This window comes from Liquorilactobacillus sucicola DSM 21376 = JCM 15457, from assembly GCF_000612445.1.
Lineage (GTDB): Bacteria > Bacillota > Bacilli > Lactobacillales > Lactobacillaceae > Liquorilactobacillus > Liquorilactobacillus sucicola.
The window spans coordinates 245,973-271,529 of record NZ_BALC01000001.1; the positions used below are offsets into that span (position 1 = coordinate 245,973).

General features: G+C 40.4%; 27 protein-coding genes, 1 tRNA gene, 3 pseudogenes and 1 other annotated feature. Of the genes and pseudogenes, 25 read left to right on the plus strand and 6 right to left on the minus strand.

From position 1 onward, the window contains the following. Positions 1–163: 163 nt before the first annotated feature. From JCM15457_RS01250 to JCM15457_RS01260, 3 genes are all read right to left on the minus strand, one after another. The gene (locus JCM15457_RS01250; RefSeq protein WP_034986757.1) at positions 164–1,843 is read right to left on the minus strand and encodes a glycoside hydrolase family 13 protein; all 1,680 of its coding nucleotides are present in this window, start codon (positions 1,841–1,843) and stop codon (positions 164–166) included. A gap of 310 nt (positions 1,844–2,153) precedes the next feature. Beyond that, a complete protein-coding gene (locus JCM15457_RS01255) occupies positions 2,154–2,618 on the minus strand; it encodes a MarR family winged helix-turn-helix transcriptional regulator (RefSeq protein ID WP_034986760.1) in 465 nt (154 codons plus the stop codon). A gap of 520 nt (positions 2,619–3,138) precedes the next feature. Then, positions 3,139–4,209, minus strand: a complete 1,071-nt coding sequence (locus tag JCM15457_RS01260; protein WP_034987449.1) for a glycosyltransferase — start codon at positions 4,207–4,209, stop codon at positions 3,139–3,141. 351 nt (positions 4,210–4,560) lie between these two features. Here JCM15457_RS01260 and JCM15457_RS01265 point away from each other — a divergent pair, with 351 nt between their 5' ends. Genes JCM15457_RS01265 through JCM15457_RS01290 form a run of 7 tightly spaced genes read left to right on the plus strand, consistent with a single transcriptional unit; the run spans position 4,561 to position 9,177 of the window. Then, positions 4,561–5,850, plus strand: a complete 1,290-nt coding sequence (locus tag JCM15457_RS01265) for an AMP-binding protein (RefSeq protein WP_034986761.1) — start codon at positions 4,561–4,563, stop codon at positions 5,848–5,850. Further along, positions 5,837–6,976 (plus strand): thiolase family protein, encoded by a 1,140-nt coding sequence (locus JCM15457_RS01270; protein ID WP_034986763.1) that lies wholly within the window; start codon positions 5,837–5,839, stop codon positions 6,974–6,976. The genes JCM15457_RS01265 and JCM15457_RS01270 overlap by 14 nt, the downstream gene beginning before the upstream one ends. Next, positions 6,973–7,317 (plus strand): hypothetical protein, encoded by a 345-nt coding sequence (locus JCM15457_RS01275; RefSeq protein ID WP_034986766.1) that lies wholly within the window; start codon positions 6,973–6,975, stop codon positions 7,315–7,317. The genes JCM15457_RS01270 and JCM15457_RS01275 overlap by 4 nt, the downstream gene beginning before the upstream one ends. Next, positions 7,289–7,588, plus strand: coding sequence for a hotdog family protein (locus JCM15457_RS01280; protein ID WP_034986768.1), 300 nt, complete (start codon positions 7,289–7,291; stop codon positions 7,586–7,588). Before JCM15457_RS01275 ends, JCM15457_RS01280 begins: the two co-directional genes overlap by 29 nt. After that, complete coding sequence (locus JCM15457_RS01285; protein WP_034986770.1) at positions 7,589–8,323, plus strand: SDR family NAD(P)-dependent oxidoreductase; 735 nt, start codon at positions 7,589–7,591, stop codon at positions 8,321–8,323. Between the two features lie 22 nt (positions 8,324–8,345). Next, the gene (locus JCM15457_RS12485; RefSeq protein WP_152537252.1) at positions 8,346–8,555 is read left to right on the plus strand and encodes a nitronate monooxygenase; all 210 of its coding nucleotides are present in this window, start codon (positions 8,346–8,348) and stop codon (positions 8,553–8,555) included. Next, positions 8,548–9,177, plus strand: a complete 630-nt coding sequence (locus JCM15457_RS01290; protein ID WP_152537253.1) for an NAD(P)H-dependent flavin oxidoreductase — start codon at positions 8,548–8,550, stop codon at positions 9,175–9,177. Before JCM15457_RS12485 ends, JCM15457_RS01290 begins: the two co-directional genes overlap by 8 nt. 424 nt (positions 9,178–9,601) lie before the next feature. On the opposite strand, the gene JCM15457_RS01295 is transcribed toward JCM15457_RS01290, so the two are convergent. Beyond that, positions 9,602–9,889 carry a putative quinol monooxygenase gene (locus tag JCM15457_RS01295; protein WP_034986772.1) on the minus strand — a complete coding sequence of 96 codons (288 nt, stop codon included), beginning with the start codon at positions 9,887–9,889 and terminating at the stop codon, positions 9,602–9,604. 38 nt (positions 9,890–9,927) lie between these two features. Then, positions 9,928–10,248, minus strand: a pseudogene (locus JCM15457_RS01300) (heavy metal-binding domain-containing protein). Between the two features lie 403 nt (positions 10,249–10,651). On the opposite strand from JCM15457_RS01300, the gene JCM15457_RS01305 reads away from it, so the two are divergent. The 5 genes from JCM15457_RS01305 (at position 10,652) to JCM15457_RS01325 (ending at position 16,546) form a co-directional block, all read left to right on the plus strand. Beyond that, on the plus strand, positions 10,652–11,815 hold the full coding sequence (locus JCM15457_RS01305; RefSeq protein WP_034986774.1) for a hydroxymethylglutaryl-CoA synthase: 1,164 nt from the start codon (positions 10,652–10,654) through the stop codon (positions 11,813–11,815). Positions 11,816–12,041: 226 nt separating this feature from the next. After that, complete coding sequence (locus JCM15457_RS01310; protein ID WP_034986775.1) at positions 12,042–12,935, plus strand: hypothetical protein; 894 nt, start codon at positions 12,042–12,044, stop codon at positions 12,933–12,935. Further along, the gene (locus JCM15457_RS01315; RefSeq protein ID WP_034986777.1) at positions 12,928–13,947 is read left to right on the plus strand and encodes a hypothetical protein; all 1,020 of its coding nucleotides are present in this window, start codon (positions 12,928–12,930) and stop codon (positions 13,945–13,947) included. Before JCM15457_RS01310 ends, JCM15457_RS01315 begins: the two co-directional genes overlap by 8 nt. 23 nt (positions 13,948–13,970) lie before the next feature. Further along, complete coding sequence (locus JCM15457_RS01320; RefSeq protein ID WP_051993213.1) at positions 13,971–14,453, plus strand: hypothetical protein; 483 nt, start codon at positions 13,971–13,973, stop codon at positions 14,451–14,453. A 449-nt stretch (positions 14,454–14,902) separates the two neighbouring features. Next, entirely contained in the window at positions 14,903–16,546 is a 1,644-nt protein-coding gene (locus JCM15457_RS01325) for a hypothetical protein (protein WP_034986779.1), read from the plus strand. A gap of 385 nt (positions 16,547–16,931) precedes the next feature. Here JCM15457_RS01325 and JCM15457_RS12100 read toward each other — a convergent pair whose 3' ends face one another. Next, the gene (locus JCM15457_RS12100; protein WP_156406585.1) at positions 16,932–17,069 is read right to left on the minus strand and encodes a hypothetical protein; all 138 of its coding nucleotides are present in this window, start codon (positions 17,067–17,069) and stop codon (positions 16,932–16,934) included. 167 nt (positions 17,070–17,236) lie between these two features. Here JCM15457_RS12100 and JCM15457_RS01330 point away from each other — a divergent pair. The 13 genes and pseudogenes from JCM15457_RS01330 to JCM15457_RS01390 all read left to right on the plus strand — a co-directional run bounded on the left by JCM15457_RS01330 (position 17,237) and on the right by JCM15457_RS01390 (position 25,538). Next, positions 17,237–17,310: transfer RNA gene (locus JCM15457_RS01330), tRNA-Arg, on the plus strand. 142 nt (positions 17,311–17,452) lie between these two features. Next, positions 17,453–17,540 (plus strand) — a sequence feature (ribosomal protein L21 leader region). 14 nt (positions 17,541–17,554) lie between these two features. Then, the gene (gene rplU / locus JCM15457_RS01335) at positions 17,555–17,863 is read left to right on the plus strand and encodes a 50S ribosomal protein L21 (RefSeq protein ID WP_034986782.1); all 309 of its coding nucleotides are present in this window, start codon (positions 17,555–17,557) and stop codon (positions 17,861–17,863) included. 26 nt (positions 17,864–17,889) lie between these two features. Next, positions 17,890–18,213: a ribosomal-processing cysteine protease Prp gene (locus tag JCM15457_RS01340; RefSeq protein ID WP_034986784.1), complete on the plus strand. Its 324-nt coding sequence runs from the start codon at positions 17,890–17,892 to the stop codon at positions 18,211–18,213. 28 nt (positions 18,214–18,241) lie between these two features. Beyond that, positions 18,242–18,517, plus strand: a complete 276-nt coding sequence (rpmA, locus tag JCM15457_RS01345; RefSeq protein ID WP_446197897.1) for a 50S ribosomal protein L27 — start codon at positions 18,242–18,244, stop codon at positions 18,515–18,517. 107 nt (positions 18,518–18,624) lie between these two features. Then, the gene (locus tag JCM15457_RS01350) at positions 18,625–19,677 is read left to right on the plus strand and encodes a M24 family metallopeptidase (protein ID WP_034986788.1); all 1,053 of its coding nucleotides are present in this window, start codon (positions 18,625–18,627) and stop codon (positions 19,675–19,677) included. A gap of 132 nt (positions 19,678–19,809) precedes the next feature. Then, positions 19,810–20,367, plus strand: coding sequence for an elongation factor P (gene efp / locus JCM15457_RS01355; protein ID WP_034986790.1), 558 nt, complete (start codon positions 19,810–19,812; stop codon positions 20,365–20,367). 21 nt (positions 20,368–20,388) lie between these two features. Next, a pseudogene (locus JCM15457_RS01360) lies at positions 20,389–20,819 on the plus strand (Asp23/Gls24 family envelope stress response protein). Positions 20,820–20,821: 2 nt separating this feature from the next. After that, a complete protein-coding gene (nusB, locus tag JCM15457_RS01365; RefSeq protein ID WP_034986792.1) occupies positions 20,822–21,256 on the plus strand; it encodes a transcription antitermination factor NusB in 435 nt (144 codons plus the stop codon). A gap of 164 nt (positions 21,257–21,420) precedes the next feature. Continuing rightward, positions 21,421–22,299 carry a bifunctional methylenetetrahydrofolate dehydrogenase/methenyltetrahydrofolate cyclohydrolase FolD gene (gene folD, locus JCM15457_RS01370; protein ID WP_034986793.1) on the plus strand — a complete coding sequence of 293 codons (879 nt, stop codon included), beginning with the start codon at positions 21,421–21,423 and terminating at the stop codon, positions 22,297–22,299. Beyond that, positions 22,271–23,617 (plus strand): annotated as a pseudogene (gene xseA, locus JCM15457_RS01375) (exodeoxyribonuclease VII large subunit). The gene folD and the pseudogene xseA overlap by 29 nt, the downstream one beginning before the upstream one ends. Beyond that, positions 23,610–23,843, plus strand: a complete 234-nt coding sequence (locus JCM15457_RS01380) for an exodeoxyribonuclease VII small subunit (RefSeq protein WP_034986795.1) — start codon at positions 23,610–23,612, stop codon at positions 23,841–23,843. Before xseA ends, JCM15457_RS01380 begins: the two are co-directional and overlap by 8 nt. Then, complete coding sequence (locus tag JCM15457_RS01385; RefSeq protein WP_034986797.1) at positions 23,833–24,729, plus strand: polyprenyl synthetase family protein; 897 nt, start codon at positions 23,833–23,835, stop codon at positions 24,727–24,729. The genes JCM15457_RS01380 and JCM15457_RS01385 overlap by 11 nt, the downstream gene beginning before the upstream one ends. Next, complete coding sequence (locus tag JCM15457_RS01390; RefSeq protein WP_034986799.1) at positions 24,726–25,538, plus strand: TlyA family RNA methyltransferase; 813 nt, start codon at positions 24,726–24,728, stop codon at positions 25,536–25,538. Before JCM15457_RS01385 ends, JCM15457_RS01390 begins: the two co-directional genes overlap by 4 nt. Positions 25,539–25,557 lie beyond the last annotated feature (19 nt).

Genomic DNA, 25,557 nt, shown 5'->3' on the forward strand with positions numbered 1-25,557 from the left:
TAAACAGATTTAAAAAAATACCGACTGACAGAAGTTATTAGGCATGCGGCCTAATTTCTGTCAGTCGGTATAAAAATCGAATAGAGTTTATCTAGGAATAAAACCTCGTCCACGATGAGACGGGAAAGAGTTGTATAATACCTCACTGGACGCATAACATTGTTTAGTTCCTTTTTAAGTAAACGCGTGTTTCATAAGGTTGGAGGACGTTCTCGCTACTGTTATTATAGTTTGAGAGTAGTAATTCATCATATTCAGCTTGATTGTAATCACGCTTGATCTTATGATTAGTAAAATTACTTATGACTAGTAAAGTCTGACCTTTATAATGGCGACGATATGAGAAAGCTTCCTCGTCTTCTGGATCAAGTTCTTCATAAGAGCCGTAAACGATTATATCGTTTTGATGACGAAGTTTAAGCAGCTTTTGATAATAATAGAAAACGGAATTAGGATCCTGCAACTCATCTTTAGCGTTGATTTCGGGATAGTTGCTATTCAAAGCGAACCAAGGTTTTCCAGATGTAAAACCCGCGTTATTTGAATTATCCCACTGCATAGGAGTTCGTGCATTATCGCGTGACATGTGTGCGAGATAACGCAGCATAGTCGCTTGGTCGACAATTTTTTCTTTTTCTACTAGTTCTGTGTATGCATTAATGGACTCAACATCCTCATACTGGGACAATTTTTTATAATGCGCATTAGTCATGCCAAGTTCTTCACCTTCATAGATATAAGGAGTTCCTTGCAGCATGTGCAAAGTTGTTCCTAACATTTTCGCAGCTTTTTCGCGGTACTTAGGATCATCTGTCGCAAAACGCGAAACGGCACGCGGCTGGTCATGATTATTCCAATACAAGCTGTTCCAAGCCTTGCCATCCAGTGCTTTTTGCCAGCGAGACAAAGCGTGTTTCAGTTCAACTAACTTAATAGGTTGGTCGTTCCATTTATTTAAGCGTTTGTCAGGATTGGGTGACAGACTGACATGCTCGAATTGAAAAACCATGTTTAATTCATGAGAATCTAAGCCAGTATAGTCAACGACATCTTCTGGAGTTGATCCCGGCATTTCACCAACAGTCATCACATCGTATTGAGAAAGAACTTTTTTATTCATTTCTTTAAGAAATTCATTCAAACGATGGCCATCTGCAACAACAGATTGAACATCACCGTAAGCTGCGTTATCAGGGGTGGGTGCATCAGGCAGGCCTGAGGGCTTGGAAATCAAATTGATTACATCCATTCTAAAACCATCGACCCCTTTATCCAACCAAAAGCGCATAATATCCCAAACAGATTCACGGACCGCAGGATTTTCCCAGTTTAAGTCGGGTTGACCTTCTTCGAATAAATGCAAATAGTATTGCTGAGTTCTATCATCATATTTCCAAGCCGGACCACTGAAGTAAGAGCCCCAGTTATTTGGTTCTTTTCCATCTTTAGGATCTCGCCAGATGTAATAGTCACGGTATTTATTATCTTTTGATTTACGGCTTTCTTTAAACCATTCAGCTTGATCTGAGGTGTGATTAACAACCAAATCCATTAGAATTTTTAATCCCTTGCTGTGTGCTTCCTCTAAAAGTTTGGTGAAAGAATGCATTGTCCCATAAACTGGATTTATTTTTCGATAATTACTGATATCATAACCATTATCCTTATCTGGTGATTCATAGATCGGATTTAACCAAATCACATCGGCTCCAAGTTTTTTGATATAGGACAGGCGCGACCTTAGACCATCCAAGTCGCCGATCCCATCACCATTGCTGTCCTGATAACTGCGAGGATAAACTTGATAAACGACGGCATGCTGCCACCAATTATTAGTTGCCATAATACAAGACCTCCATTGTGTATAGTATTGTTTCTAATGCAATTGGAGTAAGATAATTTACCCAGATATTGCAAACGTTTACTGTGATAATATAACACCTTTAGCAAACGTTTGCAATAATGCTGTTTAAATTTGAGTACAGCAAAAAAACTCTTTAAAAAGAGCCTAGCAGTTAAAATTAATTTTGAAAAAGGGCAGTACAAAAACCACCAAAAGAGAGCACTGCTATAAGCCAGCTCACTTTTGGTGGTTTTTAATTGCTGCAATTTTCCGACTAAACAAATTTTAAACTATAAACGTATTTGAATGCTTAAGAATCTTCTGAATCCATTTTTTGATTGAGTTCAAGCAAATTGGCGTTTAAAGTCATATGTTGTTTTATTAATTGGTCAATCGGGAGTTCTGTTAATTGACTGAATAAATGCTGTACATAACCGACTTTTTCTCTAATTTCTTCAAGCGTTTTAAGTGAAGCTTTATTTAAGGAAATTACTAAACAACGACTATCTTTAGCCGATCTTTCCTTAATCAGCCATTTCTTAGCGACTAACTTTTTAATAACAGGGGTCAAGGTATTGTTAGCTAAGTCTAGTTTCAAACAAATAGTTGTCAAGGTGGTTTGTTTTTCATTTTTTACAGCAAGTAGAACCATATATTGCAGGTAGGTCAGGTCATATTGCTGAAGTAGCTGACTGTATAAACGATGAAAATAGCGATTAGTAGTGTAGACTGAAAAGCATAGTTCATCGTAGGGTTCATGTGCAGATGTGCTCATAACAAAAAAACTCCTTTTTAAAGCATAAATCGTGTACGATATATGATAACACATAATTATATATGGTCAAGATAATTATCATTTTAATCTTTATTTTAATAAAAAATAATTGCTATTTTGATTTAATTAGAAAAATGAGAAGGGTTATTTAGGCTAAAAAACAAGTTAGTAAACTAAAAAGAAGGGGAGTAAGTCAATGCTCAGTAGACCGTGAGGGTTAGGTAGGTGCGGATTATGAAGACACTCAAGCTCTGATTAGAAGCAACTTACAAGTTGATAGTAAAACTGATAATTGAAATACGTTAATATGCATTCTGCAAGATAAAAATAAGGGGAGCTGAGTCAAAAGTTAGATTTTAACCTAGCTTCCCTATTGTTACGACTGCATGTTCCATAAGTCAAAATTCTCCGTCTAACTTGGGTTGCTCATAGCGAAGTACTTGCTACATTCGCAATTTCGCTTTGGCACTCAAAATTTACCGACTTACATTACACGCACTGATGATTGATCGGAAGAAACTTAGGGTAAGATAAGAGGTTCCCTCGCACTCACATAATCATAGATATGTTGTAGTTTGCTGATGTAGCTTGCAGTATCGAATTTGACTGCAGTTTTTTTGATTTGCCTTCGATCAAGTTCATTACGTAAATAGTAAACTTTTGAGCAAGCTTCGACAAAAGCATCTTCATCATTCATCGGAGTCAAAATACCATTTTGAGCATTAATAATATCTGCTGGGCCAGTTGGACAATTTGTCGAAACAACCGGTAGACCGTGAGCAATAGATTCAATTACGACCATGGGGAATCCCTCATAGGTCGAACACAACAATAGACAGTCCGCTCTGGTTATTTGACTCCACGGATCAGGTATCCAACCTTGCCACTTAATATTCTGGGCGATATTTAATTGTTTAGCCAGCTGTTGTGCGCTTTTTAGATCTTTACCCTGTCCAAAAATATCAATATGCCACTTGAAGGGAAGTTTAGCTAAGACGTGTAGCAGCATACGAACATTTTTTTGATCATCCAACAGGATACGGCCAATAAAAACAGCGTGGAAAGGCGAGCCGGGTTTAGGTGAGGCAACTATTTTAGGTGACGTAGTTTGGACGGGATTGAAAACCAAAAAAACATTCTCCGGGGTGACACCAAAATCAATTAACTGTTGTTTGATACCGGAGCTGATCGCCAAATGATAATCAGCATAGTGAATGTTTTCTTTAAGAAAATTTTTTGAATCGACAATCGAAGTATGACCCCAAGAAATAATTTTAAAATGGCAGTGATAATGTTGTCTGATGTTAGCGACCATTTTGTTGGCTTTCCCTTCCAGACAAAGAACAATATCAGGCTTTTGGGCTAAAATATGCCGCATTACGAAATTGTGCCTTTCTTTTTCCGAGGTGTGAGGGCAAATCTTAACAGAAAAACCGGTTTGCCGTGTAAACCATTGCAACCATTCAGGTTTTCCGCTTGCAGGTACCAGTACTTGATAATTGTTCTTCAAATCATGATTTACCAGTTCTGCAATTACACGTTCAGTTCCCCCATGTCCTTCTAAATATTGTGTTACTAATGTTATTTTCATCGTGAGTCATCCTTCAAATATGAACCTAACATTAAAAACAATGATGATGTAATTTATGCGGGTTGTTTAGCTCATAAAAGTCTAAAACAACTATTTATAATGTAAATCACACCTAGAGTATAGTACAAATCTAATTATATGTTAATTATACTGTTATGAGTTTGGCTTTAAAGCAGTGAATATGATAGAAGCTAGCATTAAAAAGTTGAATAATTAATGAAATTATTGGGAGGTAGACGGTTGTTTTAAAGGCAGCTGTCGCCACAAAGTTAACCTAGTTTGAATATTTGGTTAACAAATAATATAATAATATAACGAAGAGTGGATACTAACAAGCATGGGGTGAAACCAGTGAGTGAATATTTTAATTTTGAAACAATAGCCGTGAAATACGCTGATAAAACAGCGTTTAGGGATGGAAAGGAAAAAATAACCTACCGTGAATTAGCGAAAAGAGCACGGATTAAAGCACTAGAGGCACACTGGTCTTGCCCTTATATTGTTTTAAAAGCCCGACAAGAAGCGGATTTTATCGAACAATTTCTGGCGGTTCATTATGCGCATCGAGTTCCGATCGTTGTTAACGATTTTATGTTGCAGCGTTTGCAGGAAGTTCTCAAGCACTTGAAAGGAAAGTGGCAGTTTGTCGATGAAGAAAAAGAACCGGTTATGCAGGAAGAGCCAAATGACCTGTTGTTTTTGGGATTGACATCTGGAACCACAGGAACACCAAAGGTATATTGCCGTAATTGGTCTTCGTGGCGCAGCGGTTTTGATATCTGCGATACCTGCTTTGAACTGCAGAAATGTGAGAATATTGCCACACCCAGTCCATTTGCCACTTCGTTAGGATTACATACGTTGATGTTGAGCCTGTATTTGGGTAAAACAATATGTCTTGTGAAGGATCAAAAATGCTTGGTTCAAAATGAAAAAGCAGTAGTATTCGCAGTACCATCTTTTTTAGAGCAAAAAAGTACCTTAATCAACTGGAAAAATGTTGTAAAGCTTGTACTGTGCGGCGGAAGTTTACAACAGCATTTGTTAAAAAAGTTGTGCGTGCAAGCTCCTGAAACGGATATTTTTGAAATATACGGAACATCAGAAACAAGCTTGATTTCTTGGCATAAACTTAATCGGGGGAAGGCGGCTGACTGTGTGGGCAAACCTTTTCCAAAAGTGGAGCTTATACCTAGTAAGAATTCACTGATAACGGTTAAAAGCCCTTATCTATTTTCAGGTTATTTGGGTAGCAATTCTAAAAAGACTGTTGTTACTAGTGATGTCGGTGAAGTGAAAGATGGCAAGATATTTATCTATTCTCGTCAAAGTGAGGTAATAGATCATGGAGGCAACAAAATCTTTCCTAGCGAAATCGAAGAACAATTAACGCGCTTTGCATCTGCAGCTGTTGCTTTTGGAGTTCCAGATAAGGTATATGGCGAGCGCGTTGTTGCTCTAGTTGTTTGTAAGACTGCACATGCAGAATTTGAAAGAAAAGTGGGTCGCTGTCTTGAAAGATTCAAGTGTCCGCAAGAATATATTTACGTGTCGCAGATTCCTGTGGAACCAAATCAAAAAATTTCGCGCTTGCGGCTTGTAAAAAGGTACGAAAGAGGGGACTTTGATGATATTCGATAAAAAAGTAAGTCTTGTCGATGCTAAAAGACTGCCCATTGGAAAAGTTAATGGTATTTTGCGATCTGCTGCACCCGAAGAGCTGTATGCGGAATTGATTGCTAATCAATTTGAAAAACTATCATCAGTTCGGATTGATGATGGCGAGCAAGTTTTCTTAGGCAATGTGATGAATCTTGGGGGGAATCTTGCCAGACGTTGCATGTTAGCTGCCGGAATCAAACCATCTATTCCAGCCCAGACAATCGACTGTCAATGCGCTTCAGGGCTAGCAGCAGTGATCGATGGGGCTGCCGCGATCCTAGCTGGAAATGCAACAACAGTTTTTACTGGCGGAATAGAAAGTAATTCACAGGCTAACTTGATAGTTGATCGAGTAACGAAGATTCCTAAAATGCGTTATCCGATGACCGCAGGGGATTTTGTAGACCAAGATGTTGGAGTTCTGGCAGACCAAATGGCAGAGCGATTTGGTCTAAGTCGCCAAGAAGTGGATGAATTTGCATTTAAAAGTCAAAAAAAAGCGTCTGTGGCATTTTCGCAGGGATTGTTAAAACAAGAAATAATTCCATACCATGGAGTAACACAGGACGAATGTCCACGGTTTGATACAAATATGGGAAAATTGTCTAAGTTAAAACCAGCCTTTACGAGTTCAGGGATCTGTACAGCGGGAAATAGCTGTCCGATCAATGATGGGGCCTCTTCTGTTATTTTGAGAAAGTTTCGTAAAAATGATAATGCAGCGGGATATTTGCTGGGTTCGCAGTTAGTTGGCTGCCAGCCAGAAGAATTTGTTTTGGGACCAATTTATGCGACTAGAAAACTGTTACAGCGTTTCAACCTGACACTTGAACAGGTTGATGCTGTTGAAATGAATGAAGCCTTCGCAGTACAGGCACTCATTTGTCAGAGAAAACTGAAGATTCCAGATGAAAAACTGAATATTTTGGGGGGCGCACTTGCCTATGGTCATCCATATGGTGCGACAGGTGGGATTCTTATAACGCATTTGTTGAATGTTTTGAATAGATTTGAACGACCAGCGATCGGTATCGTTACACTTTGTGTTGCGGGTGGCTTAGGGGTTAGCATGCTAATAGGCAACAATGTCTGGAGTGAAAAATGAAAATTAAGCTGTGCAAACAACGAATTTCTGTGTGTCAGATAAGAAGCCCGCACATTTTTAACAGCATGGCAGCAATGTGGCAGTTACTGCCGCTGCCGCCTGAGTATAAAAATGGCAGCAATATTTTGTTAGCGGAGGACTTCTACCTCCTATCACCAGCTCCTTTTCTGGTGAATTCAATCAGTTTATACTTTGAAAATAGTTGCTGTACATCAAAGGGGCAAAAAATCGCAGAATTGAGTCTTGAATTAGGTTATCAAGATAGGGTGGTCGCAAGACTGGAATTAACATTAATGACAGAGGTTGATTGGAATGAAGAGCTACTTAAAAATTACAAATAAAATGGTTGAAAATTATGTCCACCAATATGGTGATCGTAATCCGCTGCATGAGGGTGCGGTCAAAATTGTACCAGGGAATCTGATTACTGATTTCATTGAGAAATGTTGTATAAACATTACAGAGGCAAATCCGCAGCATTTTAGTATTAAATTTATTAAGCCAATGTATGCGAATGAAAAAGTAATGATTGAAATTCATGCGGCAAAATTCTATGTTAAACGAGTGTGTCAAGAAAAAACACTGTTGTTGGCATGCGGGAGTTGGAGATAGATGGGTAAGAAGATACTGATTACCGGCGCGACGCGTGGAATAGGCTGGGCACTAGCTAGGAAAGCTGCTGCTGCTGGCTTAGAAGTGGTGCTTCAAGGTCGCAATGCGCAGATATTAGCTGAAAAAAAGCAGCTTTTGGATAAAAAAGGGACTGAAGTACAAATAAGTTGTTTCGATGTGCAAAATCGTTCAGCAGCAAAAAAGCAGCTTGCAAAAATTGGTGATATCGATTACATTATTAACAATGCAGGCATTATCGCTGATAATTGGTGGAATAAAATGACTGCTGAGCAGTGGGATGAAGTGCTTGCAACCAATTTGACGGGAGCCTTTAATGTCACAAGTTTGCTGACACCTAAGCTGAATAAAAATGGTCAGATTATATTCTTGACATCACAAGCGGGGATCTTGGGTAATGCTGGGCAGGCTAACTACAGCGCTGCGAAGGCAGGTCTGATTGGTCTGACGTATACTTTAGCTGAAGAGCTGCGGCGGGATTCAATCAGAGTAAATGCTGTCTCGCCAGGGGCAGTAACTGAAATGACTTTGCCTGTCTTGAATAAGTTGAGAGCTAAGTACAAAGAGCTCCCGCCTGAATGGCATTTAGGTTCGGCTGATGCAGTCGCGGCTTTTATCATTGACGAAGTTCTTCCAACGTGCAAGACTGGAACCGTGTTTGCAGTAAATGGTAGTAAAAAAGGTTATTGGAGTAGACCGCAATATAATCAGTTGTAGTGACGAAAGCAGGTGGTAAGCAATGTGGTATCAAGATTTAGGTTTGAAATATCCCATTTTTCAGGGGGCGATGTCATGGATTGCAACCCCAAAATTAACAGCTGCTGTTTCAAATTTAGGTGGTTTGGGCATACTGGCGGCAGGCGGTCGAACTGCTCCAGAATTGCGGCAGATGATCCGCCAGACTAAGAAGCTGACCAGGAATCTTCGGGGTAAATGTGGTTTTGTTTGAGTCTAATGCTGCTGCTTTAATCAGAGTGATCTGTGAGGAAAAGGTTATGGCTGTTACAACCGGAGCAGGGACCCCCAAACAATATATTGCGCAACTTCAGGCAGCAGGGATAAAGATCTATCCGGTTGTACCAACGCTTAAAATAGCGAAGAAGATGCTGACACTCCCGATTGACGGTCTCATTGTTGAAGGAATGGAAGCGGGAGGACATATTGGTACTGAAACATTGTTGACTCTATTACCGCAAGTGACAGCCAGCACTGAACTGCCGGTAATTGCTGCTGGAGGAATATATGACAGTAATTCGATTGCCGCGGTCCGCTGTTTGGGAGCACAGGGTGTACAGGCCGGCACCATTTTTTTGGCAACTGAAGAGTGTGAAGTGGTTCCTAGGTACAAAAAATTCATAGTTGCTGCTAGTAATCCGGGAACAACTATTAAAAAATCAAATGCTGGTCTTTCTGCGAGAGTACTTGACTTGGGCGAAAACAATCAAGCATTGTCATTGCGGGACGCCGTAGTTAAAGGAAATGTTGTGACGGGAGCTTTTATGGCGGGACAGGTAGCTGATCGAATTAAACGAATAGAGCCCTTACACAAAGTATTTGAGCGGCTGCTCTGAAGGAACAGTCGCGCGCTGAAAAAGTAAAACTACAGCTCCTTGAATTATAACGAGATATATGTGGAGCTAAAGTCTGTCCACACTCGTTAGGGTTGCAGGTCCGCAATCATAAAATCGATCACCGTCATTGTTCTCAGTAATTCGTATGTTGGTTTTCGAGTACATGTCTAGAATATTAGAATAATCAAGGATGATTTTAGAATAGTTCCGCTAGTTAACTTAGGGATGATAGTTTGAAAAAACATGACATTATTAGAATTGATGTCTCAATGGCAAAAACGGTTGTATCGTTTATCATCAAAACTTAATTATCAATTTATGGCATTCAGTCTGAGGGATTACTTGAACTCTTAAATGATAGGAAATTAGTAAAAGAGGTGAGATTTTGCGGCTGCAAAATCTCACCTGAACTAAAGTAAAATTGCTATTCAGTGTAATCCATTCGAAGAATAACGGGCGGCTTAGTGACATAATCTTCGATATGTGCTAGAAATTTTTGAAAGTGGGCTGTTTCGTTATGGTTTGCGACAGCTTGCTGATCCTTCCAATGTTCAATGATCTCATATTCGTGAGCAGCATTTAGCTTTTTGAAGTGATCGTAGGAGATATTCCCTTCTTCCTCAGCCGAGTGTTCAACCAATTCAGACACAAACTGTTCATAGTCATCTTCCAAGGCAGGTTTCACTGTCAATTCAACATTAATAATTTTCATTAGTATTCTCCTCACATATAATTCAGCAATCAAAACAGCTAGACATACCTAACTGCTGTCCCATAAGCAGCAACAGACTGCATATCGTTTCCAATTGATCCGGAGTCAAAACACATCATGACCACCGCATCAGCGCCCCTTGAACGGGCATTTTTTCTGAGGCGTTCAATTGATACTAAGCGTGACTCCTCCAGCATCTTAGACTAATCCTTTATTTCACCGCCGACAACATTCTTAAGTGAGGCACCGATGTTCCTAAAAATGTTTTTAGATTGTGTTGTAAGGCCGAAAACCTCACCAATAACTTCATATCTTTTGCCAGGAATGTTTTCAGTGGTGACAATTAAAATATCAGACATACAAACTCCTCCTTTACCGCTTATTGTACCTCAGTTGAAAGTTAAACTGTACTAAAAAGTGAAGTAATACTCTGGAAGAAGCCAATACTAAAAAATCCTAAAAGAAGTTAATAAATAATTAAAAAGAGTATAAACATGTCAATTAATAGGAGATTAAAGTTACACTGTATACTACAGATACATGGATTAAGGTACCAGCACCTCATTGGAGATGAAAGTATGAATTTTTTTAAAGGTTTGTTCAATGGCATGTTTATGAGTATCTTTTTGTGGGCGTTGGTTTTCTTGATAATAAAAATTATATAAGTAACAGATAAGTTAAAGTTTCTAAGATGGTATTGGCCTCTAGAAGCTTTTTTCGTGTATGATATAGTTATAAAAAAGATTGAGGAGTGAAAGTTTTATGAAGATTGGGATCGATAAGCTGGGCTTTTTCACCCCTGATTTGTACGTGGACATGACTGAGTTGGCACATGCAAGGAATGAAGATCCAAATAAGTATCTAATTGGGATCGGTCAAGAAAAAATGGCTGTTATTCCGCCAACGCAAGATGTTGTGACAATGGCAGCTAATGCCGCTAAAACTATCTTAACTGATAAGGATAAAGAACAGATTGATTTGGTTATTTTCGCTACTGAGTCGGGAATCGATAATTCTAAAGCGTCAGCTGTCTACCTAGCACGTCTATTGGGATTGAACGCTGATATTCGTGCTATTGAACTTAAACAGGCGTGTTATGGAGCAACAGCGGGGATACAACTTGCACAGGAACACGTGGCTCTTTTTCCCGAGCACAAGGTTTTGGTCATCGGAGCTGATATCGCACGCTATGGGTTAAGAACTCCTGGAGAACCGACTCAAGGCGGCGGTGCAGTAGCTGTTTTGATCGGTGCTGATCCTAAGATGTTGGCTCTTGATCGCAAAAGCGCTTATTATACGCGTGACATTATGGATTTTTGGCGGCCTCTAGGCAAAACGGAGGCAATGGTTGATGGTAAGTATTCTTCTAACATCTATCTGGAATTTCTTGAACATGTATGGACGAGCTACACGCAGAAAACTGGGCTCAAGATTAAAGATTTCGATGCAGTGTTGTTTCATTTGCCATACACGAAGATGGGGTTGAAGGGGCTGCGGCAACTAATTGCTGATGCTGACCCCGTTTCGGCGGTGCGGCTTGCACAAGAGTTTGAGCACGCACGAAAGTTTAATCGACTTGTTGGTAATCTATATACGGGGTCTCTTTACTTAAGTCTGCTTTCATTGCTGCAAAATAGTGAACAGCTAAGCGCGGGAGCACGAATAGGCTTGTTCAGTTATGGTTCGGGAGCAGAAGCAGAATTTTATGCAGGCGTTCTTCAAGCTAGTTTTAAAGAAGGTCTGATGGGTATGGATTATGAACAGGTATTGCAGCAGCGTAGAAAAGTCAGTGTTGCTGAGTATGAGGAACTATTCAACAAGCAGCTTTATAATACAGAAACCAAGTTACTGGATTATCATGCCGATGCAGCCAGTTTTGTTTTGGCAGGGGTCAAGGGGTATCAGCGGCAATATCTTGAACATTGATCCTTGATAGACATTTTTAATAAAATGGCAGTAGTTTGAGGGGATTGTACTTATATTATTGAGTTGTTTTATTAGAGAATGGTATAATAACGGTATACATTAGCACAATGATTTTAGAATTATAAATAACCTTTGCTGTTTTTTTGAGCATAAAGTGAGCCGTCTTTTGCTTATTTCGGTATTAGACGAACTTGAAACAGGTAGTTGTTGATAAGGGGAGATAGATTTGGCGAATATACAGGATGGTGTACTACAGCAAGAACACAGACTTGCAACAACTGAATTGACAAAAGCTGTTGCAAACAAGGCGAGGTATTTGCAGACCTTAGCGGGCGCAATTCAAGATCAGGATGATCGTTTAGTCTATCAACTGATAGATGGTGAACGCTACTCTAAGGAAGTTCAGCAAGCCAAGCATGGTTCCTCAGATGAAAGAAATGAACAGCTTATTCTAGATATTTCAGATAAACTAAGTCAGTATCTTAGTGGTAATTTAATTGCATATCTCCGTGAAACCTATCCTTTTTTTTATTTTGAACAGACAAGTTTGGGTCATTTCCGGTTCTATTTTGGGAATTGGTGGGATCGCCGCCTTTTCGGTACTTTGGATGTTCTTAAGGTCAGATTTGATTTTGACCAGACAGAATATAAAAAACTGGAACTGGCTTTTAAGTTGGAAAAGCAAAAAAAGAGACTGAACAGCGACCAGATTGCGGCGATTTCGCAGCAAACTGATCAGTTGCAGTCTTTGATAGATTCGCAGGACACGCGCGATCAGGAAAAAGAGAAGGTCAGATTACAGCTTAAAAAATTAGCACAGGATAAGGTGTTGCCATGGGAAGCTTCCAAAGCGAAGGAAGCTAAGCAGCAGTTGGTTGAACGACTATCATTTTTGACCGATCAGGATGAAAAAGCACAGCAGGCATATAAAATCATTCGCGAGAGTGAGGAAAAGGTGCTGGCATTATCGAAGGAAGATACATTAGTCGGATATGAAAAACAAAGTATTGTTGCTAAGTTCGGCAGCTTTGAGAACTTCGTTGCGCGCAATGAGTCACTTTATCGTGATTATATTGCTGATTTGATCGCCACAAAAGGGCGGGTGAAGATCAATGAGTGAAAGTTATGAGAAAAAGACGGTAACTTTTAAACCGCGGGCAAAAGAAGTTGTGAAAACTGCTGAGGAAGAAAGCATTCGTGAAAGTGCAGCAACATTAAGTACAACCGGCCGGCTGATCGCCTACAATCAGGAGCTAAAAGACAGCTTGAACAACGGAATTCGGTTTACACAGTTATTGGATCAGCTTGTCCAGACCGATGATCCTAAGACCTTATTTGAAGCGGCACAGAAACTTGTTAATTATCACTTGGACAACTCTTATCTTGTTTTTCCGCAGCAATACAGCCGCGCTGACTTTTATCTGATCTTTTTGAATCGTTTGTTGGAACTACATAATAGTGAGAAGGTCATTTTACAGTCATCCGATAGAAACCACGAATTGTACCATGAATTTCCGGGAATTAATACGCATGGTTATTTCGTATTTCAGCTTGAGAAAGGAACGACTGATGGTGCTTATTATACGGAGAAAAATTCTGGCGAGATTTTATTTTACCTGAACTTCCATAAAAACATTGTTCGATTCAACAGTCGCTCCCTTGTTCAACTGCTGCTTGTAGATTATTCAGCAGAGATTCCTTCTGAGGCAATCAAAAACTTTGAAAATTATCTCTTGAATTTAGGCCGTTATTTAAAGGAAGACTACGGGTTTGATGTTGACTTCAATTTGCTGGATCCCTCGAACAGCGCAGTTTATGAGTTATCGAATCCGCAGATCCCGCATAGTGTGCTTGACCAGTTGTTTGTGATAGCAGCTGATGGTGGTCGGATGCTGAAGGTTGGAGCACAGAATGAGGCTATTTTGAACCTGAATGATCGGACGGTCGTTACTTTGTGCGACAGAGGGAATGAAGATAACGCTGGTGTCCCTGAATGGGTGCTTAAAGTAAATGATCAGGAGAACGAAGTGGCTTGGTTTGATATTTTGCTCCAGTATCAATTCATTAGAGAATGGTACCTTACCAATCTGTCCGACTTAGAGATAAGGTCCGACTCATTGTATTTCAACTAAGAAGTGAAGGGAAGAAGTCCGACTTGCAGATAAAAGAAATGATTGATGCTGCACGCCATTTTGAAGGTGGAGTACTAGTAGAAGGGCTTGCGGGCGAAGAAAAAACGGCGGCTTTGTATCTAGAGTTAAACAATAGGCTGGCAATTCTTTTTTCAAGAGCAGCAGCGGAAAAGGAAACAGCAGCGTTGCTTGAGAGTTATTGTGATGTTTTGTGTGCCTTTTTCAGAGTAGGCAATCATCAAAAATGGACTTACTTGATGCTGCTTTCGGATGAACAGATAGAGCAACTGCAACATAAATGGGTAAGCCGTTCATTGGCAAAATTATTCATGATTCTGCAGCAGCAGCTGAATAAAAGCTTCTTTGAGCGGCAGAATAGGCCTTTTCAGCATGCTTGGCATCTTCTGCTTAAGTTTGGTTTGGTCGAACTCGGGTTTACACCCGCACAGATTGAAGAAGAATATTTTGATAAGTTTAGAAATGAGTTCAACCAGCCAAAGTATTGAATTGTGTGAGAGTAATCGTCTGTTGGAACACGATAATTTCGTATATTGCAGCTTAACAAAGAGACTGAGCTAAAAAATTTTTAGCTCAGCCTCTTTGTGTATTTTGTAGAAGTGAGACAGCAAACGCTGACCCATAAAATGAACGGAGTAGTAGATGATGTGTGACTTAATTATACCTTTTTAAAATAACGTACATATCTTTAACTTAATTATGCTAGCATTATTAATCCTAAAAAATGATAAACAGTAGTTAACTCTGCTAAAGAAGGATTTATAAGGGTCTTTTTGTTAAAAAGACCCTTATAATCATGTAGCTGAATAAAAATTGATTATGCTTTAAATCAGACATTACTGTGTTTATTCACGCAAGCAACACATATTCAGTTTGCAGCTTTAAGCGGGTGTGGTTAAAAAGGGTGCAAAACTAAAGGTTTATGGGGGAAATGTTTATGAAAAGAACTACTGGTTTGAAAGGTTTCAAATATACGAGTTTGGTTGCTATTACATTATTAGGTGCTGGTACTGTAACGCCACTTATTGCAAACGCTGCTACAATTGAAGCACCTCAAAATGGTGAAATTACTGATGCAAATGGTGTAAAACATGAAATTCCTACTGATGGAAGTAAATTATTTGTTGACAATATTGTTTATTATTATAGTGGTTCTAAACTTATTGCTGAACTTAACAATGGTCAATATGATGGAATTACTGACCCTGATGTAAATCCTGCTGATTCATCCTCTGCGGCTTCATCAAGTTCTACACAAGCTGCTTCAAGTTCCGAAATACCTGCAGCTTCGTCAAGTTCTACGAAGGCCGATTCAAGTTCCGCAACACCTGCGGCTTCATCAAGTTCTACGAAGGCTGCTTCAAGTTCCGCAACGCCTGCAGCTTCATCAAGTTCTACGAAGGCTGCTTCAAGTTCCGAAACATCTGCGGCTTCATCAAGTTCTACGAAGGCTGCTTCAAGTTCTGAAGCACCTGCAGCTTCGTCAAGTTCTACAGAACCAGTAAACATTTACGAACCAACAGGTTCCGGTGTCACAAACAACACAGTTTCTTGGATCCCAGGTGTTGGACATGAAAACCAAGATAAAGTAACTATTCATGTTTGGAATGTTAAAACAGATAAGGATGCTGAAAATTATATTGCTTGGCAGCGTGCCTTCGCGGCTGATTATATTGACCCAACTGACCAAATGTATTCATTGTTTTATGGTTTAGGCTTTATTGACACACCCAACCAAAATGGATGGAGATTGCCTGATGGCGTTAAATTGAACTCAGCGCTCATTAAAGCGATTATAGGTACTTATGGCGCTGATGTAACTGATGGTTATGGTATGACCTCTAATAATGGTACGGTAATTAATACACAATATAATACGTTTAATGACCCTGAGGGTGGCTCATACGTTAATTATTCATCAAATAATGGTGGTTCAACAAACACTGACACAAACAACGGTGGCTCAACAAATGCTGGCTCAAACACTGATGTTGATGATAATACTGGTAGTTCATCAAGTGATACTACAAACAATTCCTCAAGCAATGCTCCGAGTGATGCAGCAAAAGGCGCAGCAACTGCTTCAAATAAGGGCACGCACATTGTAGCACCGACTAACACGGCAACACCCAAGTATAATAGCGATGATGATGCTGCAGCAGCGGGCAACACACAGAATGCAGCCACAAAGAGCATTGCTAAGGACTGGAGCAAGCCTTGGATCGGAGACGATGGTAATGTGTGGTATCCAGATGGAACGATCAAGGAAGTTGCATCAAGCAAAGTTGTTGGACACTATACTCCATTGACCGCCACAAAGTCAGAGGTCAGAGCAGCTGCGACAGCAAAAGACGTAGATAAAACAAACAGTCAGATTGCAAGCAGCAGTACACGGACGACTGCTCCCGCTCCCACTAAAGCTGTGGCTGCAGCTAAAAAGACATCTGCAAACTTGCCGCAGACCGGTGATGATCAGCAAAGCAGTGCAAAACTCTCAGTTCTGGGGGGCCTAGCGGTTACTGCTTCAACACTTATCTTTGGTTTTGGCTTCATGCGTAAGTACAAACATTTTGGAAAATAAAAGGATCATTAATGGTACAAATGTGCACCGGATTAAAGTAGTTAATCGGACATGTGGACTTAGCTCTTGATATACTTTCAACAGACAATGTTGAAGAGTGTAACATGAGTCGATAAAAATATATTCATTCAAAGTCACGAACATGGAGTCTTTTTTAGCATGATCGGGTAAGGATAGACGTAGACCGAAATATGTGATGTGTCTATATGAAAAAAGAACTGGATCAAACTTGAGGTGCCCTCCAATTATTAGACTCATCTGTCTAACGATTAGAGGGCACTTCACGATCTAGTTCTTTCTTTATTTATAAGGAATACATAAATTTGGAACTTATCATTAATTAGGCAAGCGAAACATATGCAGCGCAAGGGCCGAATAGTAAATATTATTTGCCTAAAAGTTTATCCTGCTGAACGGCATTCTTGAAATGCTTATAATTGCTGCGAGTTTTGCGCTGGTTGTCATAAAGCTGAATAATACCAGCAAGAAACAAAATACCAATGAGTGCTAAAAATTGTATCATTCAAACCATCCCTTTTTATATTACATTTTATTTACATTATTATCACACGGTTACAAAAACATTTCAATTATAATGCTCAAGCTTAACTTTATCTTTAATGTAAAAAATATGCAAAAAAAGTTTTGACAATAGAACGGATGCATTCTATAATAGTTGATGTTGTTTATGGCTCGGTAGCTCAGCTGGATAGAGCATCCGCCTTCTAAGCGGACGGTCGAGAGTTCGAATCTCTCCCGCGCCATTACGGCATTTGCAGCTGGGATGTTTTCCAACATCTTGGCTTTTTTTGTTTAGCAAATTAAGGGACTGGTCAAATGAAGCAGCGAAAAGGATTGACGATTTGATTTTTTTTTGCTATCATTTGAGTGTTGTATTTGTGCAAGCCACAACTGCAACCGCACGTTTTAAGTTTAAGTGCATGAGATCAGAGTGATCATCAGCCACTACATTACGGCGAGTCTAAGAATTATTAAGGAGGTGCACAAATGTACGCAATTATTGAAACAGGTGGCAAACAATTGAAGGTAGAAGCTGGACAAGCTATCTACGTTGAGAAGCTTGCTGCTGACGCAGGTGAAAAGGTTACTTTTGACCATATTGTTTTAGTAGGTGGAGATAAGACTGTTGTTGGCAAACCATTTATTGATGGTGCTAGTGTTACAGGAACAGTTGAAAAACAAGGCCGCGCTAAGAAAGTTGTTACTTTCAAGTACAAGGCTAAAAAACATTCACATACAAAGCAGGGTCATCGTCAACCATATACAAAGGTTGTCATTGACGCTATTAACGCTTAGTCAGTGATGAAAGTGAGGCCTTGGAGATGATAAAAGTCCGGTTCTTTAAGAGCAGACAGAGTAGATATGGCTTTGAAATAACAGGTCATGCTGATTCTGGCGTGTATGGACAGGATATCGTTTGCGCAGCTGTTTCAGCACTAGCGATCAGTACGATCAATGGGCTGGAAAAACTTGCGCATACCGATCCCAAGGTTGATGCAAATGAAGAAGAAGGGGGCTATCTGAGGGTTGAACTAAACTCGCAGGAGTTGAGTAACAGTGATGCCCAATTATTGCTAGCCAACCTTGAACTTGGTTTGCAGGATATAGAAAAAAATTACGCTAATTACATTAGGATAACCGAATGAATACAGGGAGGTGCACTTAACTATGTTAATGAACTTACAATTCTTTGCTCATAAAAAGGGTGGTGGTTCCACAGCCAACGGTCGTGATTCAGAATCTAAGCGTTTAGGCGCAAAGAGTGCTGATGGACAAGTTGTTACAGGTGGTTCTATCCTTTACCGTCAACGCGGAACACGTATCTATCCAGGTGTGAACGTTGGTTTGGGCGGTGACGATACATTGTTTGCTAAAGTTAACGGCGTTGTTCGTTTTGAACGTAAAGGTCGTGACAAGAAACAAGTATCAGTTTACCCAGTAGCTGAATAAGATAATTATGTTTCATTATAAGACCAATGCGAGACAGACCGTTTTGTGTTGGTCTTTTTTGTTTTTTCATGACTGCTTTTTGGAGATGAGCAAATGAGGCTGAAAGAATTACGAAATTATTGGCTCTGTTGGAACAAATGAGCCTCGATTCTTTTTTAGTAACGAATCCGATAAACATCTTTTATTTAAGTGGATTCACTGGCGATGCAGGAGTTCTACTACTCACAAATGAAGAACGGTATCTGATAACAGACAGCCGCTTTGAACAGCAGGTTCAGGAAGAGCTGACGGGGTGGAAGATAAAAATCAGTCGTGACTATATTGGAACAGCTTGTAAGTTGGCTGAACAGTTGGGCTTAGTTGCACTGGGGTTTGAAGATACATTGACTTACCGACAGTACGATTATTTGGATGAAACTGCAGTTTGCGACATTGTTCCATTGGAAAATGTGATTGAAAGTCTGCGTTCGGTTAAGGAACCTGCTGAAATTCAAATTATCAGAGAAGCAGCGGCACTAGCAGGCAGATGCTATCGTTCATTTTTAGAAGTTATTAAACCTGGTTGTACCGAGATAGAGTTGGCAAATTGGGTCGATAATTATATGAAGAAAAACGGAGCTAGCGAAAGCTCATTTGCGACAATAGTTGCTGCTGGTGAAAGAACTGCTTGGCCACATGCTGTTGCATCTTCGCAGCGAGTCAACCAAAACGATCTGGTGACTTTGGATTTTGGTTATTATTACCAAGGCTACACTTCAGATGTAACACGAACTTTTGCTCTTGGTGCTCAGTCAGATGATGTTAAAAAAATGTATGATGTTGTTTTGCAGGCGCAGCAGCGTACGATTGCAGCAGTTCGCGCGGGCGCTACAGGACAAGAGTTGGACGAAATCGGGCGTTCATATATCGAAAGCAAAGGTTTTGGCGCTTTTTTCAACCATGGAATGGGCCACGGAATTGGTTTAGATATACACGAATTGCCTAATATCGGGCAAGGATTTGCGACTGAATTGCAGGCAGGGCAGGTCATTACGATCGAACCAGGGATCTATGTTCCTGGTACTGGCGGTGTCAGAATAGAAGATGATATCCTAGTTACAGAAAACGGTTTTGAGATCTTAACGGATTTTCAACGCAGCTATAGAGAGATCAGAGGATAGACTTGCATTTTATGGGTTTTTATTGATATTATTAACTGTAATCAATTGAATCTGAAAAAGCATGCTTAAGTCTTTCCGGCTGTAAAGAGTGTTAAAAGGGCATATAATTCAGAGATTTGTAGGAGGAACATTATGATTTCAGTAAACGAATTCAAAAACGGATTGACCATCGAGGTGAATGGTGAACTCTGGCGTGTGGTGGAGTTTCAGCATGTTAAACCTGGAAAGGGCAGTGCGTTTGTGCGTTCAAAACTCAAGAATTTAAGAACTGGTGCTGTTCAAGAAAAAACTTTCCGTGCAGGTGAAAAAGTTGAGCGGGCTCAAATTGATAACCGTAAAATGCAGTACTTATATGCAGATGGCACGAGCTATGTTTTTATGGATACAGAGACATATGAACAATTGGAGCTGCCAGAAGAAAAAATCAAAAATGAATTGAACTATTTGAAGGAAAACATGCAAGTCAGCATTATTATGTATGGCAATGAAACCTTAGGGGTGGATCTTCCTAATACAGTTGATTTGAAAGTAACTTCAACAGAACCAGGTATTAAGGGTGATACGGCTTCGGGCGGATCAAAACCTGCTACAATGGAAACCGGTCTGATCGTACAAGTACCGTTTTTCGTCAATGAAGACGATGTTTTGACGATCAATACGCAGGATGGAAGTTACGTTTCCCGTGCCTAAAGTTTAAAGGAGGTACTGTCGATGGCTGAAAGTAAAAGTATTGTTTTGGCGAGTCAAAACCCACGTTGGGTCAAATAGAAGTTGCACCTGAGGTTATTGAAATTATAGCAGGGATCGCAGCTAATCAAGTCGAAGGTGTTTATTCGATGCGGGGCTCGTTGGCAAACAGTCTGAATGAATTGTTTGGACGCAAGAGCCGTGGCAAGGGTATAAAGCTTGAGCAAGACGGTGACAAGTTGGGTGTTGAGATTTATGTTTTTCTTAACTATGGTGTGTCTGTTCCTAAAGTTGCACTGGAAATTCAAGAAAAAGTCAAACAGCAATTATTGTTTATGACGGGATTGAATCTTGAAACGGTTGATGTATATGTTCAAGGGGTAGTCCCTGAAAAGCAGGCCCAAGGTGTGGATCCGGATGACTTGTTTGGTGAGGAAAATGGTGACAGTAAGTGAGCATGACAAGACATACTATTCGCCGGGTTGTTTTTCAAATACTTTTTGCGCTTGAAAGCAACTCTGAAACTAATATAAAAGAACTATATACAGAGATTCAAAGTGAAGATGAGACGAGAGTGGATTCAGAAATGCCTTCTTATTTAGAAACGCTGGTGAATGGTGTTTCGACTCAAAAAGAAGAGCTCGATCAAGTTATTGCCTCTCATCTGAGCAATAAGTGGAGTATTTCGCGTCTGAATAAAACTGACCTGCTTATTTTGCGTATCGCAATTTATGAAGCAAAATTTGCGGATGGAGTACCTGCCAGAGTAGCGATCAATGAAGCATTGCAGTTGTCAAAGGAGTTCAGCGACGAAAAATCGCGACGCTTTATAAATGGAGTGCTGTCGAACTTGGTAACTGAGACAAACAATGATGCAGAACAATCTAATTAAAACCATCCAAAGATTCAGTATAGGAATGAGCGATTGGGGCTAGTGTGTGTGTTAGCCCTGACCGCTTATTTATTTGTAATTCTAAACGAGTTGGATTGGTCTATAGAAAAAAAAGAAGATATGCTAAAATATACCTTAAGCAAACAATGATGAGGATGAGAAGAATGGTCGCAAAACTGTTAGATGGAAAAAAAGTAGCTAAAGAAATTCGTGATGCTTTAAAAAAAAGAGTAGAAGAACTACATAAAAAAGGTATCAGGCCTAAACTAGTGGTAATCCTAGTGGGTGAAGATGGTGCAAGTAAGGTGTACGTTCGTAATAAACATCGTGCAGCTGAAAAAATTGGAATTGAAACAGCTGATGTTAAATTACCACAAGACATTACAGAAAAAGAATTGCTTTCAATTGTAAAAAAATATAATGAAGACGATTCAGTCCATGGAATACTTGTCCAACTGCCTTTGCCTGCACAAATAAATGAGGAAAAGGTAACGTGTGCAATCGCGCCTGAAAAAGATGTTGATGGGTTTCACCCCATCAACATTGGTCACTTATTCATGAATGCTCCGCGTTCGCTGCCGTGCACACCGCATGGAATTATGAAGTTTTTCGAGAAATACGATTTGCCGCTGGCAGGGCAGAATGTTGTCATTGTTGGTCGCAGCAATATCGTTGGACGGCCGCTGGCAGCGTTGATGCTCAACCATGATGCCACAGTGACAGTTACGCACAGCAAGACTAAAAATCTTGCACAATTTACACGACAAGCTGATATTTTGATTGCAGCGGTTGGGCGTGCGGATTTTATTAAAAGAGAAGATGTCAAACCTGGAGCAGTTGTAATCGATGTTGGCATGAACAGAAATGCTGATGGAAAACTAGTTGGTGATGTTGCACAGCAGGGAGTGAGTGAAGTGGCTTCTTATATCACTCCGGTTCCTGGGGGAGTGGGGCCGATGACAATAGCGATGTTAATGGAACAAACAGTCGAATTTGCAGAACGAGGTGTTCAGATTGCCAACAGAAAAGTATCTCACGGTTAGCGCTTTAACAAAATATTTAAAGCGCAAGTTTGATGCAGATCCTACCTGGGACGCGTTTATCTTACAGGCGAGATCTCAAATTTCCGCATGCGTCCTAATGCCCATCAATACTTCAGCTTGAAAGATGAGCGTGCGAAGATCAGTGCCATTATGTTTCGTTCGTCTTTTGCAAAAGTGAAATTTCAACGAAGAAGGGATGAAGGTTTTGGTGGTCGGACGCATTTCACTTTATGAAGCAACTGGAAATTATCAAATTTATGTTGAAAAAATGGAACCAGATGGAGTTGGTGCGCTGTATCAAGCATATGAGCAATTGAAGAAAAAGCTTGCTGCTGAAGGCCTTTTCTCGGCTCCTAAACGAGCGTTGCCGCTTTTTCCACAGAGAATAGCTGTGATTACAAGCCGTTCGGGTGCAGTGATCAAGGATATCATGACAACGGTCCGACGGCGGTACCCAATTGCACAGTTGGTATTGTTTCCTGCCCTTGTTCAGGGTGAGAGTGCGGCCACCGACATTGTGGAAAAAATTCATAGTGTTGAGCGCACTGGTAATTTCGATACTCTAATAATTGGTCGCGGGGGCGGATCGATTGAAGATTTATGGCCCTTCAATGAAGAGATGGTTGCACGAGCCATCTTTGATTGCCCAATCCCCATTATTTCATCTGTGGGTCATGAAACAGATACAACCATTGCTGATTTGGTGGCAGATGTCAGAGCGGCGACTCCCACAGCAGCAGCTGAACTGGCTGTACCGGTGTTGAGTGATGAGTTGTTAAAAATCAACCAAATCAAGCTAAGACTTTATCAGGCATTCAAGTCTGAATTAAAAATAAAAAGACAACAATTAGCTAAGTTGCAGTCTTCTTATGTTTTTCAACAGCCTGAGCGGTTATACGAAGGTTATTTGCAAAAACTCGATTATTTTGATAAACGAGCAGAACAAGCGGTACAGGCAATATTCACCCAAAATGAACGGCAGCTGACCCGAATCCTAGCTCGTTTGCGCAATGTTGCCCCCATCGAAAGTGTTCGTTTGAATGAAAAAAGAGTCGAATATTTGCAAGAAAGGCTATGCAAGGCTGGAACAGCGGTTCTTGAGCAGAAGCAGCAGCATGTTAAAACAGCAATTGTTAGTTTAGACATGTTGAGCCCTTTGAAAATCATGGCCCGTGGGTTCAGCTATGTTTCACAGGACAAACAAGTTATTAAGTCGGTCAAACAAATAGCTCCAAAACAAGAGATTGATATTCATTTTGCAGATGGAACAGCCTCTGCGGAAATAAAAAAAATTAAGGAGGAACAAAATAATGGCTGATAAACCAACATTTGAGGAAAACTTGAGTGAACTCGAAGAAATCGTACAAAAATTAGAACAAGGCGATATTCCACTTGAAAAATCACTTGAGAAATTTCAACGCGGAATGGAACTGAGTAAGCAATTGCAAGCAAAACTTGAAAATGCAGAGAAAACTCTGACCAAAGTGATGGATCAGAACGGCAACGAAGAAAAATTTGAACGGGATGACAACGATGAAGACTGAGTTGGAAAATTTTCAAGCACAGCAACTACCGCAACTCAACCACTATCTTGAAAGTTATTTAGCAAATCTGCGCGGTGAGCAGACGCTTAAGGATGCGATGAGTTATTCAGTTTCTGCTGGCGGAAAAAGGATCAGGCCGCTGCTCATCCTAGCTGTTTGCAGTGAAGCAGGCAGAGACCTAGATGAGGGTGTCTATGCTGTCGCCAGCAGCCTTGAGTTATTGCATACTTATTCTTTGATCCATGATGACCTGCCTGAGATGGATAACGACGATCTGCGGCGCGGTCGTTTGACGAATCATAAAAAGTTTGGACAAGCGATGGCTGTATTGGCGGGAGACGGTTTGTTAACGACCGCTTTTGAATGTATCGGTAAAGCCGATTTGAATGGTGATACTAAGTCCAAATTAATGACAGCATTAGCAGTCGCAGCTGGACCACAGGGCATGGTAAGTGGACAGGTTGCGGATATTGAGGGAGAGAAGAAGCACCTCACACTTAGACAGCTCCAACAGCTTCACCAGCGTAAAACAGGGGCACTAATTGATTATGCATGTTACGCGGGCTGCGTTTTAAGCGGTTTACCGGCAGATCAGCAAGAGCAGCTGCATCGATTTGCGGCGGCTTTTGGCCTTGCTTTTCAGATTTATGATGATATTTTGGATGTTGTAGCAACAAAAGAGCAGCTGGGTAAGGCTGTGCACAAAGATCAGTCAGAGAATAAAAATACATATCCGGGCTTAGTTGGGCTTGAGGGTGCTTATCAGCAGCTTGAAGAGGCCATATCCCAAGCTAAGGATAGTTTGGCTGCTGTGAGAGAATTAGGCTTAAAGACAGAATTGTTAAGCGGGTTTTTAGATTACTTTGTAAGAAGGAAGAATGAATGAAAAAGGAACGAGTTGATGTTTTACTTGTTAAGCAAGGATTGTTTGCCACACGTGAACAAGCCAAAAGGGCAGTCATGGCTGGCGAGATCTTAGGCAAGAATGAAGAACGGCTTGATAAGCCAGGCATGAAAATCGATGATTCTACAGAATTGCATTTTAAGGGCGTTAAAATGCCCTTTGTCAGCCGTGGTGGTTTTAAGTTGGATAAGGCATTAAAAGTTTTTAATTTGACAGTTCAAGATAAGATCGTCTTGGACATCGGTTCATCAACTGGCGGTTTTACGGATGTTGCACTGCAGAATGGTGCAAGATTGAGTTATGCATTGGATGTTGGCACTAACCAGCTGGCATGGAAAATACGCCAGGATCCACGTGTAATTGTCATGGAAAACACCAATTTTCGTTACAGCAAGTTGGCAGATTTTACACATGGACAACCTAGTTTTGCGACTATAGATGTCTCCTTTATCTCACTTGAACTAATATTGCCGCCCTTGCACCAGATACTGCTTCCTGGCGGAGATGTGGTAGCCTTGATCAAGCCGCAATTCGAAGCGGGCAAGGAGAACGTGGGTAAGCATGGTATCGTGCGAGACGAAAATGTGCATAAAAAGGTCCTGCAAAAAATTATTGTTTTTGCGGTCGCAGCAGGCTATGATGTCTGCGGACTTGATTTTTCACCTATCACAGGCGGAGAAGGCAATATTGAATTTTTAATTCATTTGCGTAGTACCGCCCAAGATGCACACTTGTCTGAAGAGGTTGATGTTGAAACTGTGCTTGAAGCAGCGTATGCATCTTTGAAGTAAGTCTGTTTCTGTTTTTAAA

Excerpts from the sequence above, each read along its gene's own strand:
- JCM15457_RS12485 (WP_152537252.1), top strand. The coding sequence starts at position 8,346 with ATGTGGTATCAAGATTTAGGTTTGAAATATCCCATTTTTCAGGGGGCG.
- rpmA (WP_446197897.1), top strand. The coding sequence starts at position 18,242 with ATGAACTTACAATTCTTTGCTCATAAAAAGGGTGGTGGTTCCACAGCC.
- JCM15457_RS01305 (WP_034986774.1), top strand. The coding sequence starts at position 10,652 with ATGAAGATTGGGATCGATAAGCTGGGCTTTTTCACCCCTGATTTGTAC.
- efp (WP_034986790.1), top strand. The coding sequence starts at position 19,810 with ATGATTTCAGTAAACGAATTCAAAAACGGATTGACCATCGAGGTGAAT.
- nusB (WP_034986792.1), top strand. The coding sequence starts at position 20,822 with ATGACAAGACATACTATTCGCCGGGTTGTTTTTCAAATACTTTTTGCG.
- JCM15457_RS01260 (WP_034987449.1), bottom strand. The coding sequence starts at position 4,209 with ATGAAAATAACATTAGTAACACAATATTTAGAAGGACATGGGGGAACT.
- JCM15457_RS01255 (WP_034986760.1), bottom strand. The coding sequence starts at position 2,618 with ATGAGCACATCTGCACATGAACCCTACGATGAACTATGCTTTTCAGTC.
- JCM15457_RS12100 (WP_156406585.1), bottom strand. The coding sequence starts at position 17,069 with ATGATACAATTTTTAGCACTCATTGGTATTTTGTTTCTTGCTGGTATT.
- rplU (WP_034986782.1), top strand. The coding sequence starts at position 17,555 with ATGTACGCAATTATTGAAACAGGTGGCAAACAATTGAAGGTAGAAGCT.
- JCM15457_RS01285 (WP_034986770.1), top strand. The coding sequence starts at position 7,589 with ATGGGTAAGAAGATACTGATTACCGGCGCGACGCGTGGAATAGGCTGG.
- JCM15457_RS01380 (WP_034986795.1), top strand. The coding sequence starts at position 23,610 with ATGGCTGATAAACCAACATTTGAGGAAAACTTGAGTGAACTCGAAGAA.
- JCM15457_RS01270 (WP_034986763.1), top strand. The coding sequence starts at position 5,837 with ATGATATTCGATAAAAAAGTAAGTCTTGTCGATGCTAAAAGACTGCCC.
- JCM15457_RS01295 (WP_034986772.1), bottom strand. The coding sequence starts at position 9,889 with ATGAAAATTATTAATGTTGAATTGACAGTGAAACCTGCCTTGGAAGAT.
- JCM15457_RS01325 (WP_034986779.1), top strand. The coding sequence starts at position 14,903 with ATGAAAAGAACTACTGGTTTGAAAGGTTTCAAATATACGAGTTTGGTT.
- JCM15457_RS01250 (WP_034986757.1), bottom strand. The coding sequence starts at position 1,843 with ATGGCAACTAATAATTGGTGGCAGCATGCCGTCGTTTATCAAGTTTAT.
- JCM15457_RS01385 (WP_034986797.1), top strand. The coding sequence starts at position 23,833 with ATGAAGACTGAGTTGGAAAATTTTCAAGCACAGCAACTACCGCAACTC.
- JCM15457_RS01280 (WP_034986768.1), top strand. The coding sequence starts at position 7,289 with ATGAAGAGCTACTTAAAAATTACAAATAAAATGGTTGAAAATTATGTC.
- folD (WP_034986793.1), top strand. The coding sequence starts at position 21,421 with ATGGTCGCAAAACTGTTAGATGGAAAAAAAGTAGCTAAAGAAATTCGT.
- JCM15457_RS01340 (WP_034986784.1), top strand. The coding sequence starts at position 17,890 with ATGATAAAAGTCCGGTTCTTTAAGAGCAGACAGAGTAGATATGGCTTT.
- JCM15457_RS01390 (WP_034986799.1), top strand. The coding sequence starts at position 24,726 with ATGAAAAAGGAACGAGTTGATGTTTTACTTGTTAAGCAAGGATTGTTT.
- JCM15457_RS01275 (WP_034986766.1), top strand. The coding sequence starts at position 6,973 with ATGAAAATTAAGCTGTGCAAACAACGAATTTCTGTGTGTCAGATAAGA.
- JCM15457_RS01315 (WP_034986777.1), top strand. The coding sequence starts at position 12,928 with ATGAGTGAAAGTTATGAGAAAAAGACGGTAACTTTTAAACCGCGGGCA.